Genomic DNA, 12,340 nt, shown 5'->3' on the forward strand with positions numbered 1-12,340 from the left:
CTTGCGGGAAATGGCTTGCTCCTCCATGGGATACTTGACCACCGCAACAGTCACTCTCAGCAATCTTCAACAGGAACGGAAGCTCATGGCCTCGGTCCCTTCCCTCGCTTCGACCGTGCAGCAGCGCCTCGCGGACGCCCTCTCGGCAGCCCTGCCGGAGGCCGGTTCCGTCGATCCCCTGCTGCGACGTAGCGACCGGGCCGACTTCCAGGCCAACGGCATCCTGGCGCTCGCGAAGAAGCTGAAGGGCAATCCGCGCGAGCTGGCGACCAAGGTCGTCACCGAGCTCGACAACGGCTCGGCGAATGACGTCCTGAAGGACATCGAGGTCTCGGGCCCCGGCTTCCTGAACATCACGATCACCGACGAGGCGATCACGCGGACGCTGGCCGCGCGCGCCGCGGACGACCGGCTCGGCGTGCCCTTCGCGTCGGAGCCCGGCACCACGGTCGTCGACTACGCGCAGCCGAACGTGGCCAAGGAGATGCACGTCGGCCATCTGCGGTCCGCCGTGATCGGCGACGCGATGGTGCAGATCCTGGAGTTCGCGGGCGAGCGGGTGATCCGCAGGCACCACATCGGCGACTGGGGCACGCAGTACGGCATGCTCATCCAGTTCCTGCTCGAGCACCCTCACGAGCTGGACCACGAGGGTGAAGCCTCCGGCGAGCAGGCGATGTCCAACCTCGACCGGCTCTACAAGGCCGCCCGCGCCGCCTTCGACTCCGACGAGGAGTTCAAGGCACGCTCGCGGGACCGGGTCGTACTCCTGCAGTCCGGTGACCCGGAGACCCGGGCGCTGTGGCAGAAGTTCGTCGACGAGTCGAAGATCTACTTCTACTCGGTCTTCGAGAAGCTCGACATGGAGATCCGCGACCCCGACATCGTCGGCGAGTCGGGGTACAACGACATGCTCGACGAGACCTGCCGCCTGCTGGAGGAGTCCGGTGTCGCCGTGCGTTCAGAGGGCGCGCTGTGCGTCTTCTTCGACGATGTGAAGGGCCCCGAGGGCAACCCGGTCCCGCTGATCGTCAAGAAGTCCAACGGCGGCTACGGCTACGCGGCCACCGACCTGTCCGCGATCCGCGACCGGGTGCAGACCCTCGGCGCCACCACCCTGCTGTACGTGGTGGACGCCCGGCAGGCGCTGCACTTCAAGATGGTCTTCGAGACCGCGCGCCGGGCGGGCTGGCTGAACGACAAGGTCAAGGCCCACCAGCTGGCGTTCGGCACCGTTCTCGGCAAGGACGGCAAGCCGTTCAAGACCCGTGAGGGCGAGACGGTGCGGCTGGTCGATCTCCTCGACGAAGCGATCGACCGGGCGACGTCCGTGGTGCGCGAGAAGGCCGGGAAGGTGGGCCTGAGCGAGCAGGAGATCGTCGAGAACGGACAGCACGTGGGCATCGGCGCGGTGAAGTACGCCGACCTGTCGACGTCAGCGGTGCGCGATTACAAGTTCGACCTGGACCAGATGGTGTCGCTCAACGGCGACACCTCCGTCTACCTGCAGTACGCGTACGCCCGTATCCAGTCGATCAAGCGCAAGGCGGGCGAGGCGAAGCCGGTCGCGCACCCCGAGCTCGAACTGGCCCCGGCGGAGCGGGCGCTGGGCCTGCACCTGGACCAGTTCGGCGAGGTGCTGGCCGAGGTCGCGTCCTCCTACGAGCCGCACAAGCTGGCCGCGTACCTGTACCAGCTCGCCTCGCACCTGACCACGTTCTACGACCAGTGCCACGTGCTGAGCGGCGACAACCCCGTCGAGGTCGTGGAGAACCGCCTCTTCCTCGTCGACCTCACCGGCCGCACGCTCCACCAGGGCATGGCGCTGCTCGGCATCCGTACGCCCGAGCGGCTCTGATCCTTCCTGCGCCGACGGCCACTGGCCGGACGGGTCAGCGAGCCACCCACTCGCTCCTGTCCGGCCAGTAGTCGTACACGGGCCTGCCCTCGATCGCGCTCGTGCGGAACGGGCGGCCGGCGTCGTCGAGCCGTACGGTCCCGCGCCGGTCGCCACTGCTCCAGTCGACCTCCAGGTACCAGCTGACGTCGTGCCCCTCGGTGTGGACGTCGAAGTTGAGCACCTGGGGGTCGGTGGTGGACACCTTGTACGGGAAGTTCTTGGCGGGAACGACAGTGTCGCCGTCCTGGCCGGCGACGGGCTTCACCAGCGGCCGCGGCGCGTCCAGGTCGATGTCGAAGGTCTGCGGGGTGATCCCGCTGCCGCAGCCGTCGCCCATCGAATACGCCTGCCGCTGGAGGGCGGCCGCGCGCCCGACGACGCGTACGTGCACGGCGATGATGACGACCGAGTCCTCCGTCTTTCCGGTGGCGGTGAGTTGGAGCCGCGCCCTCTCGCCGTCGACCCCGCCGAGCGCACGTGACCAGCTGCGATGGTCCTGCGGGGCGGGGGGCGGTGGGACCTCGCCCGGCTGCTGGTCGAGCAGGTACAACTGCCCGCACGGCAACGCCCAGTTGTACGAGCTGACGCCGACGCGCAGCGGTACGCCGCCGGGGCGCTCGGCAGGCGGCTTCGATGCGGCGCCGGACGGGGTGGCCCCGGCCTCTGACGCGCTCGGGGACGCGCTGCCGCTCGGCGTCGCGCTCGGCAACGGGGAACGGGACGGGGTCCCGCCGCCTGAGGGCTTACGGGCCGCCGCGCCGGTCGCGCCCGGGCCCTTGGCCTCGGCATTCCGGCTGCCGTCGGAGGAGTCACCGCTGTTCGCCACGACGGCGGCAGGGACGGCGAGGGCGACGACCGCGGCGGCGGCGACAGCAACGAGGACGCGCTTGCGGCGCGGGGTGGTCTCGGGGGCGGGAACGGGCCGGGCTCCGGGGGCCGGCACTGGCCCGCGGCCAGTGGCGGACTCGGACTCGCGGGCGGGCTCAGGTACCGGATGGGGCTCGCGGGCGGGCTCAGGTCCCGGATCGGGCTCGCGGTGTGCCGTCGGGTGCGGTTGCGGTGCGCCGGGCGCGTCGGCAGGCGCCGGGACCGCACCGACCGGCGCAACGGGCCCCGGCGCCGGAGTCGGCGAGGGAGGGGGCTGCCCTTCGGCGCCGGCCCGCCCCCGCCGGCGGGCCTCGTCCGCGAGGATCCACCGCCGGTGCAGGTCGATCAACTCCTCGCGCTGCGCACCGCACAGACGCGCCAGCCGCTCGACAGCGGCGAACTCCGTGGGAACGGCATCCCCGTTGCAGTACCGGTGCAGCGTCGACGTGCTGACGTGCAGTTTGCTGGCCAGGGTCCCGTAGCTGTGCCCCGAGCGGTCCTTCAACTGCCGCAGCTGGGCTGCCAGCTCCTCGGCCTCCGGCGTCGTCGCCACCGCGGTCCCCTCCTCGTCGGCCCGTCGCCCCGTCCCGGAACGGCGTTCCAGGGACGGTCCGTCCCCCCAGGTCACAGTACCCGCGAGCATTCCGGTGTCCCTCATGGTCCGTGGCGCGTTGCGGCCGGAATCCGCCGCCCGGCAGCCTGTGACCACGCCGCAAGGCACCGACCGAATCGCACGTTCCAACGGGGAGTTCCACCACCATGCGCACCTACCGCATTCGCACCGCAGGCATCGCCGCCACCGCCTTCGCCGCGGCCCTCTCGCTCACTGCCTGCCAGAACGACGGCGGCGCCCGCGACGAGGGCAGCGGCCCCTCGGCGAGCGTGCCTGCCGACAACGCGCCGGCAGGGGCCCCCTCCAAGGGCAAGGACAAGCCCGCGGACCCGACCGCCGGCACCGCGTCCGGCGGCAGCTCGGGCAGCGGCACTTCCGGGAACGCCGCCGGAAAGGGGAGCACCGGCGGCAACGGCGGCGGCCAGGGCGACGACTCCGGCCGCGCCGACGACGCCTGCACCGGCGCCACTGCCAAGGTCACCTACAGCACGGTGCAGCGTCCGATCAATCACGCACTGCTGACCCTGACGAACACCGGCAGCAAGACGTGCAACGCCTACCACGCCCCGCTCCTGCGCATCGACGATGCCCAGGCGGTCACGGCGATCAACCAGGAGAGCAAGCCGCAGGCAGTCGTCACACTCGCCCCCGGCGAGTCCGCTTACGCGTCGATCATGCTGGCCGCGGCCGACGGCAGCGGTGAGGACGGCCGGACGGCGAAGACCCTGGCCGTGTCGTTCGCCCCGCGCAGCGGCTCGAACTCCACGAACACCGCTCCGACCGTCCTCACGCTCCCTGCCGACACCTACACGGACAGCTCTACGTCCGTGTCCTACTGGCAGGGCTCCATGGACGACGCGCTCATGTACTGATCGGCTCCTGACCGGCTCCTGACCGGCTCCTCGGGGTCAGCTGAGCGGGTGCGACGTCCTCCCGGACGCGTCGTCGATCTCCGTGTGAGCCTTCTGCAGCAGCTGGGAGGCGAGGTCCATCAGGGCGCGTGCGCCCGCGATCTCCTCGCCGACCAGCAGCTGGGGTTCATCGGACCGGTGCCGGTTCGCGGCGCCGTGCCCTCGGTACTCGGTCCCGTCGCCGAGCCTCACCATCGCGGCCGCCCTCGTCCGGTCGCCGTCCTCCCGGAACTCCATCTCGATGTGCCATCCGACGAGTGTCTGCATGGCGGATCACCTCCAGCGGTACCCCTTCAAGGGTGCTCCGCCCCGTGGCTGATCGCGAACTCGCACCCACACGACCCACCCGGAGCACCCCCGAGACACCCCGGACGGCCCGCGGTCCCTCCGCCCGCGACCCCGCGTGCACCGGATCGTGCACACATGCGCCGGACGCCCCGGCATTCAGGTGCACGATCCCGCACACAGCGACCGGACACGAGCTTCGGGGGCGCACACCCCACCCGTTCCCGACGGCGTCGCAAGTTACCCGGAGTTCTCATTGGTCTATACCTTGACTCGATCATGACATCGCGCTTGAGTGGGCGTCACAGCCCCCCACCGCGGCCTCGCCCGGAGAGCAACTGCTGCTCCGGGCCGGGTCGTTGCGCTCAAAAAGGAGTGATCGAGTGCTGAGAATCCGCCTCATGGCCCTGCTGACGGCGCTCCTCGTCGCCACAGGCCTCGCCGTGGTCCTGACGCCGTCCGCGTCCGCCGCCTCCCCGTGCGACACAGCGCCCAACTGGCAACAGGGCGCCTGGTACACCACTGGCAACGTTGTCAAGTACAACGGCTCGTACTACATCGCCGAGCACGACAACCCGGGCTACGACCCGACGGTCAGCACCTGGTACTGGGACCCGTACAACTGCGGCGGAGGCGGCAACCCGTCCCCGTCCGGATTCGTGGTCAGCGAGACCCAGTTCAACCAGATGTTCCCGAGCCGGAATTCCTTCTACTCGTACAGCGGCCTCACCGCGGCCCTGAGCGCGTACCCCGCCTTCGCCAACACCGGCAGCGACACCGTCAAGAAGCAGGAGGCCGCGGCCTTCCTGGCGAACGTGAGTCACGAGACCGGCGGCCTGGTCCACATCGTGGAGCAGAACACCGCCAACTACCCGCACTACTGCGACTGGAGCCAGCCGTACGGCTGCCCGGCCGGCCAGGCCGCGTACTACGGCCGCGGGCCGATCCAGCTCAGCTGGAACTTCAACTACAAGGCCGCGGGTGACGCACTCGGCATCGACCTGCTGAACAACCCGTGGCGTGTGGAGCGCGAGGCGGCCGTCGCCTGGAAGACGGGCCTCTGGTACTGGAACACCCAGTCCGGCCCCGGCACCATGACCGGCCACAACGCGATGGTCAACCAGGCCGGCTTCGGCCACACGATCCGCTCGATCAACGGCTCCCTGGAATGCGACGGAAAGAACCCGGCGCAGGTCCAGAGCAGGGTCAGCAAGTACCAGCAGTTCGCCCAGATCCTGGGCGTGCCCACCGGCGGCAACCTGTACTGCTGAGCCGCCACCACATGAACGGGCCGCGGACCGGGGAGACATCGTCCCCCGGCCGCGGCCGCACCATGTTCACGCGCTTTCACGCGGGCCCACAGGCAACCCGCAGGATCTCCTCCCCGTCCTCCGAGGGCGAGGGGCACCCGGGCCAACCGGGCGTCTGAGCCACGGGGTTGAGGAGGGAACTGTTGATACGTGCCCGGAGGATATGGGCCACCGCGATAGCGGTGCTCACGGTGGTGGGGGTGTCGCCGGCAGTGGCGCAGGCCCGGCAGCCGCCGGATGTCCGGCCCGCGACAGCGGCACAGCACAACGACGGTGATCTGCCGCCCGGCTGGCGGATCACGAACACCGACGGGAAGAACGCGCTGGAGTGGCGTTCACCGCGGCCGTTGCCGGCGGGGGACGCGCGCGTGGAGTTCCACGCCGACGGCAAGCTGGTCGGCGCGCCCGAGCCGGACCAGGACGGGCGGACCTTCCGGCTCCCCCTCGACGACGCACGGACGGCAGACCTGACCGACCTTCAGGTGCTGGCGGCCGGCCGACGACTGGACCAGCCGACCGACGCCCGGGACCGGCGTTCCGCACCCGCCGCGAAGCCGCCCGCCGAACTTCCGGCGGGCTCCGTCGACCCGGGCAAGCCCGGCGCGTACGGGACGGTCACCGGCGAGTACGCGCTCGCCCCCGTCCGCCTGCCCGGCTTCTCGGCACCGGTCGAGATGCGCGGCGTGGTGGTCGCCCCGAAGGGCGCCACCGGCAAGCGTCCGGTCGCGCTGTTCCTGCACGGCCGGCACGCCACCTGCTACGTACCCGGTAACGACGACGAGGTGACGATCGACTGGCCCTGCGCCAAGGGCGCCGAGCCGATCCCGAGCCACCGCGGGTACCTGCGCGATCAGAAGCTGCTGGCCTCCCAGGGCTATGTGACCGTGTCGATCTCCGCCAACGGCGTCAACGGCCAGGACGGGGATGCCGAGGACGGCGGTGCGCAGGCGCGTTCCTCGCTGGTGCGCACCCACCTGGCCCGCTGGGCCGACTGGGCCGCCAAGCCGGCCACGGCGCCCAAGGCCGTACGCGACATCCCGAGGGCCGACCTCTCCCGCGTCCTGCTCGTCGGCCACTCGCGCGGCGGCGAGGGCGTCAACCTCGCCGCCATGGACAGCCTGTACCCGCCTCCGGCCGGCCAGAACGGCTACCGCGGCAAGGTGCGCTGGCACATCCGCGGGACCGTGCTCATCGGCCCGACGGTCTTCGGCCAGAACCCGGTGCCGGACGTGCCGTCGCTGACGATCCTGCCGGGCTGCGACGGCGACGTCTCCGACCTCCAGGGCCAGGTCTACGCCGACGGCACACGCGGCGTCAGCCGGGGCAAGGCCCTGCACAGCGCGGTCTACATGATCGGTGCCAACCACAACTACTTCAACAGCGAGTGGACGCCGGGTCAGGCCCAGGCGCCCGCCGACGACGACTTCTGGCACGACCCCGAGCAGCCGGACCCGGTGTGCTCCCTCGGCACCGCCACTCGGCTGACCGCGGACCAGCAGCACCGGGCCGGCGCCACCTACATCGCCGCCGCCGCCCGGTTGTTCGTCGCCGGTGACGACCGGGTGCGCGAGCTGCTCGACGGCTCCGGCCGCCGGGCCCCCTCCGCCGACCCCGCGCGGGTGCTGACGCACGCGGTCGGCGCGAACCGCGGCGCCGGGTTCCTGCCGGACGCCTCCGTGAAGGTGACGGGCGGGCGGCTGTGCAACGCCATCGACCCCGACCCGCGCACCGCCTGCATGAACGCGGAGGAGGGCGGCGCCTCGCCCCACTTCGCACAGTGGCAGCCGGACCGCGAGACCGGGCGCCGCGCGGTGGCGCTGCGCTGGTCCGCGCCTGGCTCGGCGGTGAAGGTCCGGCCCGAGAAGCCGCTTTCCGTCAAGGGCGCCAAGAGCCTCGCACTGCGTGTCTTCGTGCCGCCGAACTCCACCGGGACACAGCTGGACGTGTCCGTCACGGACGCCTCCGGCAAGCGGGCGAACCTCGGTCGCGTACGGGTGGACGGGCTGCCCGGCAGCGAACGCACCGCCTCCTTCTGGGCGCGAGAGGTACGCGTACCGCTCACCGAGGCCACCCGCGCCGGACTCGACCTGCGCCGGGTCGCCTCCCTGGAGCTGACCCCGCGCAACCGCTCCGGACGCGCGTGGCTGATGGATGCCTGGGCCTGGAGCCCGGGCACCCCTGCCGTGTCGGAGGCACCGCTCACCCGCGTCGACATCGGCCGCCTGAAGGTCAAGGAGGGCAACTCGGGCGAACGCACATACCGGGTGCCCGTGCGCGTGTCCGGGAAGGGCAAGGGCGAGGGCACGGTGCGGCTGTACGTCGTCGACCCGGTCACCGGCAAGGCGAAGGACCGGCTGGTGACCGTCCGGCCCGGCAGCGGCGGCATCGACGTGGCGGTCAAGGTGAAGGGCGACACGCGTTACTCCTGGGACGAGTCCCAGGACGTGCTCGTGAAGGCGGTCCGAGGGGCCGTGATCGGCTCGCACTCCGGCGGGGTCACCGCCGAGAACGACGACCCGATGCCCGAGGTCAGCGTGAAGCCGGTTGTCGATGACGTAGCGGAGGGCAAGCCGTTGAAGTGGCGGGTCTCCCTGTCCGCGCCCGCCGACGTGGAGTTGACGAAGACGCTGCAGTTCGTGCCCGTCCCGGGCCGCCCCGAGCTGTCGACCAAGGACGTCGACCGGCAGTGGCTGCTCGACATGATCGGCGAGGTCCCCGACGGTGAAGTGCCCCTGTCCCAACTGGAGCACGCCTCCCTGTGGGTGTCGGTGCCGGCCGGGCAGACCAGCGCCGAGGTGACCGTACCCACCGTTCGCGACCAGGTGGCCGAGCCGGCTGAGTACGTGGGCCTCCAGCCCACCGACGACGAGGGCGAGCCGCAGGGCCCGGTCCTCATCGGCACGGTGCGCGACGCGTCATAGCCATCACGTCTCACGGCAGGGTGAGTTCGCATCATCACCCGCCCGATCGCGCCGGCCGACACCCCGTGTGTCGGCCGGCGCCTCCCGTCACGCCCGGCGCTTCGCGGGCGAACGCCCGGCCGAAGAGCGCCTCTTCATATGCTCTCGGCTGCCCCGTCCGCCACCGGCGTGACCCATTCGACGAACTGGACGATCACGCCGTTGGGATCCGTGACCTGGAAGAGGCGCTCCCCCCACGGCTCCTCACGCAACGGCATGGTGATCTCGACGCCCTCGTCGCGCAGCCGCTTCTCCTCGGCCTCCAGCCCCGTGAGGGTGAAGGCGAGGATCAGCCCTCCTGCGTGCCGGTCACGCTGATCCGGCGGCAGCACTTCCATGCCGCGCCTCAGGAGAACGATGTCCACCGCGGCGTCGGGCCGGGTGAGGGAGGCGAAGCCATCGGCCGCGGCCTGCTCCTGATAGCCGAGGTGCGTCATGAAGAAGGCCTGGGAAGCGGCCACATCGTCGACAGTGAGCGAGACGGTGGAAGCGGTGATCTGCAAGACAGGCTCCTTCATGCGCAGGGCAGTTGACGGGGGCGCCGTAGAGGCGGTGACCAAGACGAAGCGCGACGCGGGAGATTGCGGGCGCGACGGTTGTTGCCCTGTCCGCATGTGCTCCCCCTCCACGAGAACTTACGTTGAACGTAAATTTAGCCCGAGGGAACCAGGGGTGTCAATGTAAATTTGCCACGGATGTAAGATTCTCCCATGGGTATCGAGACGAGCACACCGGCCGCCACGCACGCACCCGCGTCCACCGAGTCGCCGGCAACCGGGCTGCGGGAGTCCAAGAAGCGCGAGACACGGCAACTGATCTCCGATCAGGCGACCAGCCTCTTCATCGCTCAGGGCTTCGAGCAGACGACCATCGCCGAGATCGCCATCGCAGCGCGCGTCGCCAAGAAGACGGTGACCAACTACTTCCCGCGCAAGGAGGACATGGCGCTGGACCACCAGGACGCGTTCGTGGGCAGCCTGGCGCACACCGTTGCATCCCGGAACGACGGGGAATCGGCCCTCACCGCGCTGCGCCGCGCGTTCGCGGCAGCCGTCGCCTCGCAGGACCCGGTCGCGGGCTTCTCGGGCCCGGACTTCTCCCGCATGATCGACGACAGCCCTACCCTCTCGGTCTGCCTGCGGGGCCTGCACGACCAGCGCGAGGAAGCCCTGGGCGAGGCCCTCGCCCGAGCCACGGCCTCGTCCGCTGCCGACATCGCTCCGCGTACGGCGGCTGCCCTGCTCGGCGCGGTGCACCGCGTCCTGTTCGGGCGCATCCAGGAACTCACTCTCGCGGGCCGCACCGACGACGACATCGCGCAGGCCGTCGCGGACGAGGCCGCCCGCGCCTTCGACATGCTCGAACCGGCACTCGGGGACTACGCGATCGCCTGACCGCCGCCGGCCCGGGCAGTCGGGCGACGCATGCGGAAAAGGCGAACGGCCCGGTGCTCGTGCTCGCACCGGGCCGCCTGGGAGTCCTTCGTCAGCGACCTGCGCCGAGGCCCTGGGCAACCTCCGTCGCCCAGTATGTCAGGATCATGCTCGCGCCCGCGCGCTTGATCCCGAGCAGCGTCTCGGCGATCGCCGCCTCGCGATTGATCCAGCCCTTCTCGGCGGCGGCCTCGACCATCGCGTACTCACCGCTGATCTGGTACGCCGCGACCGGGACGTCCACGGACTCGGCGACCTTGGCCAGGACGTCGAGGTAGGGGCCGGCGGGCTTGACCATCACCATGTCCGCGCCCTCCTCCAGGTCGAGCGCCAGCTCCCGCATCGACTCGCGCACATTGGCCGGGTCCTGCTGATAGGTCTTCCGGTCACCGCGCAGCGACGAGCCGACGGCCTCGCGGAAGGGGCCGTAGAAGGCGGAGGAGTACTTCGCGGTGTACGCGAGGATCGACACGTCCTCCTTGCCGATCGTGTCGAGCGCATCGCGGACCACACCGATCTGGCCGTCCATCATGCCGCTCGGGCCGACGACGTGGACACCGGCGTCCGCCTGGACCTGGGCCATCTCGGCGTAACGTTCCAGCGTGGCGTCGTTGTCGACGCGGCCGTCATCGGCCAGCACTCCGCAGTGCCCGTGGTCGGTGTACTCGTCCAGGCACAGGTCGGACATGATCACGAGCTCGTCGCCGACCTCGGCGCGGACGTCCCGGATGGCGACCTGAAGGATGCCGTCCGGGTCCGTGCCCGCCGTGCCGAGCCCGTCCTTCTTTTCGTCCTCGGGCACACCGAAGAGCATGATCCCGGCGACGCCCGCCTCACGAGCCTCGACGGCCGCCTTCCGGAGGGTGTCGCGGGTGTGCTGCACGACGCCGGGCATCGCGGAGATCGGAACTGGCTCGCTGATCCCCTCCCGTACGAATGCGGGAAGGATCAGGTCGGCCGGATGCAGCCGGGTCTCGGCGACCATGCGCTGCATCGCAGGATTCACCCGCAGCCGCCGCGGCCGCGCACCGGGAAAGGATCCGTACACAGTCATACGTGCCACGCTACGCCCGCCGGGGACCCACGATTACCGACAGCCCGTCGGCGGCCGGGGCCCCCTACGGACGTGTGGCCGTGACGATCCACGCGGCCGACCCGTACAGCACACCGTCCGGTGTCTCGTGCGCCTCGATGTCCGCACGCAGATCCCCGAGAGCCCGTGCCCTGCCGGCCTCGTCGAGCCCTTCGAGCATCCACGCCAGCAGGCCGGAGACGAAGCCGCACGCACGGTCGACGTCGCGTCCGAAGTTCATCGGCAGCTCCACTCCGGTCAGCTGCGGAGTGTCGAACCCGGCGGCCGTCAGCCGCTCCCGCACGACCTCGGGATCGGCCAGGGAGAAGGGGCCGGGTGCACCGGGCGGTGGCTTCGGCAGATCACGGCCTGCTGCGAGCACGGTCACGAAGGACCTGAACCACTCGTTGCGCGCCATGTCCTGCCACACCATCAGCACCAGTCGGCCTCCGGGCCGCAGCGCGCGGGCGATGTTGCGGAACGCGGTCACCGGCTCGGCGAAGAACATGGCCCCGGTGCGACTGATGGCGACGTCGAAGGACGCTTCGGGGAACGGGTGGTTCTGTGCGTCGCCCTGCTCGAAGCGGACGCTGTCGAGCCCTTCCCGCTCGGCCTCGCGCCGGCCCACCCCCAGCAGCGCGCCCGACAGGTCCACCCCGAGGACCGGCCCGCCGACGGTCAGCCGCGCGGCGGCCCGGGAGGTCAGACCCGCGCCGCAGCCGAAGTCGAGGACACGCTCACCCCGCTGGAAGGCGGCCGCGTCCAGGAACGGGCCCTGATAGGCGTGGACCCCGCGGTCGAAGTCCTCTGCATGGGCGGCCCAGTACGAGCCTTCGTCGCCGTCCCAGGCCCGGGCCTGCTCGGCGTTGGACGGATCGACATGCACAGTGCCGCCGCTCATGAAAGTCACCCACCGTGTCCGCAGAAACTCCTGAAGAGCCGTTCTGCTTCCGGTGTACGCCTCCGTGGACGCGAATGTCGAACGCGGC

At 70.7% G+C, this 12,340-nt stretch carries 10 protein-coding genes; 5 read left to right on the forward strand and 5 right to left on the reverse strand.

What is annotated here, in order from left to right; genetic code table 11:
- Window positions 1-85: 85 nt before the first annotated feature.
- Window positions 86-1,858: an arginine--tRNA ligase gene (gene argS / locus AC067Z_RS12255; RefSeq protein WP_478789392.1), complete on the forward strand. Its 1,773-nt coding sequence runs from the start codon at window positions 86-88 to the stop codon at window positions 1,856-1,858.
- 34 nt (window positions 1,859-1,892) lie between these two features.
- Here argS and AC067Z_RS12260 read toward each other — a convergent pair whose 3' ends face one another.
- On the reverse strand, window positions 1,893-3,320 hold the full coding sequence (locus AC067Z_RS12260; protein WP_478789393.1) for a helix-turn-helix domain-containing protein: 1,428 nt from the start codon (window positions 3,318-3,320) through the stop codon (window positions 1,893-1,895).
- A gap of 206 nt (window positions 3,321-3,526) precedes the next feature.
- Between AC067Z_RS12260 and AC067Z_RS12265 the strand changes: the two genes are divergently transcribed.
- Window positions 3,527-4,252: a DUF4232 domain-containing protein gene (locus AC067Z_RS12265; RefSeq protein WP_478789394.1), complete on the forward strand. Its 726-nt coding sequence runs from the start codon at window positions 3,527-3,529 to the stop codon at window positions 4,250-4,252.
- Window positions 4,253-4,288: 36 nt separating this feature from the next.
- Here AC067Z_RS12265 and AC067Z_RS12270 read toward each other — a convergent pair whose 3' ends face one another.
- Window positions 4,289-4,558, reverse strand: coding sequence for a DUF1876 domain-containing protein (locus AC067Z_RS12270; RefSeq protein WP_478789395.1), 270 nt, complete (start codon window positions 4,556-4,558; stop codon window positions 4,289-4,291).
- A 419-nt stretch (window positions 4,559-4,977) separates the two neighbouring features.
- Between AC067Z_RS12270 and AC067Z_RS12275 the strand changes: the two genes are divergently transcribed.
- Window positions 4,978-5,847, forward strand: coding sequence for a chitinase (locus AC067Z_RS12275; protein ID WP_478789425.1), 870 nt, complete (start codon window positions 4,978-4,980; stop codon window positions 5,845-5,847).
- A gap of 182 nt (window positions 5,848-6,029) precedes the next feature.
- Window positions 6,030-8,807 (forward strand): hypothetical protein, encoded by a 2,778-nt coding sequence (locus tag AC067Z_RS12280; protein ID WP_478789396.1) that lies wholly within the window; start codon window positions 6,030-6,032, stop codon window positions 8,805-8,807.
- Window positions 8,808-8,941: 134 nt separating this feature from the next.
- Here the strand turns inward: AC067Z_RS12280 and AC067Z_RS12285 are convergent, their stop codons facing one another.
- Window positions 8,942-9,349, reverse strand: a complete 408-nt coding sequence (locus AC067Z_RS12285) for a VOC family protein (protein ID WP_478789397.1) — start codon at window positions 9,347-9,349, stop codon at window positions 8,942-8,944.
- 207 nt (window positions 9,350-9,556) lie between these two features.
- Here AC067Z_RS12285 and AC067Z_RS12290 point away from each other — a divergent pair, with 207 nt between their 5' ends.
- Window positions 9,557-10,240, forward strand: coding sequence for a TetR/AcrR family transcriptional regulator (locus AC067Z_RS12290; RefSeq protein ID WP_478789398.1), 684 nt, complete (start codon window positions 9,557-9,559; stop codon window positions 10,238-10,240).
- Window positions 10,241-10,331: 91 nt separating this feature from the next.
- Here the strand turns inward: AC067Z_RS12290 and hemB are convergent, their stop codons facing one another.
- Window positions 10,332-11,333, reverse strand: coding sequence for a porphobilinogen synthase (gene hemB / locus AC067Z_RS12295; protein WP_478789399.1), 1,002 nt, complete (start codon window positions 11,331-11,333; stop codon window positions 10,332-10,334).
- Between the two features lie 64 nt (window positions 11,334-11,397).
- Window positions 11,398-12,252, reverse strand: a complete 855-nt coding sequence (locus AC067Z_RS12300; RefSeq protein ID WP_478789400.1) for a class I SAM-dependent methyltransferase — start codon at window positions 12,250-12,252, stop codon at window positions 11,398-11,400.
- Window positions 12,253-12,340 lie beyond the last annotated feature (88 nt).

The sequence above is a fragment of the Streptomyces sp. NPDC043812 genome (genome assembly GCF_056436245.1).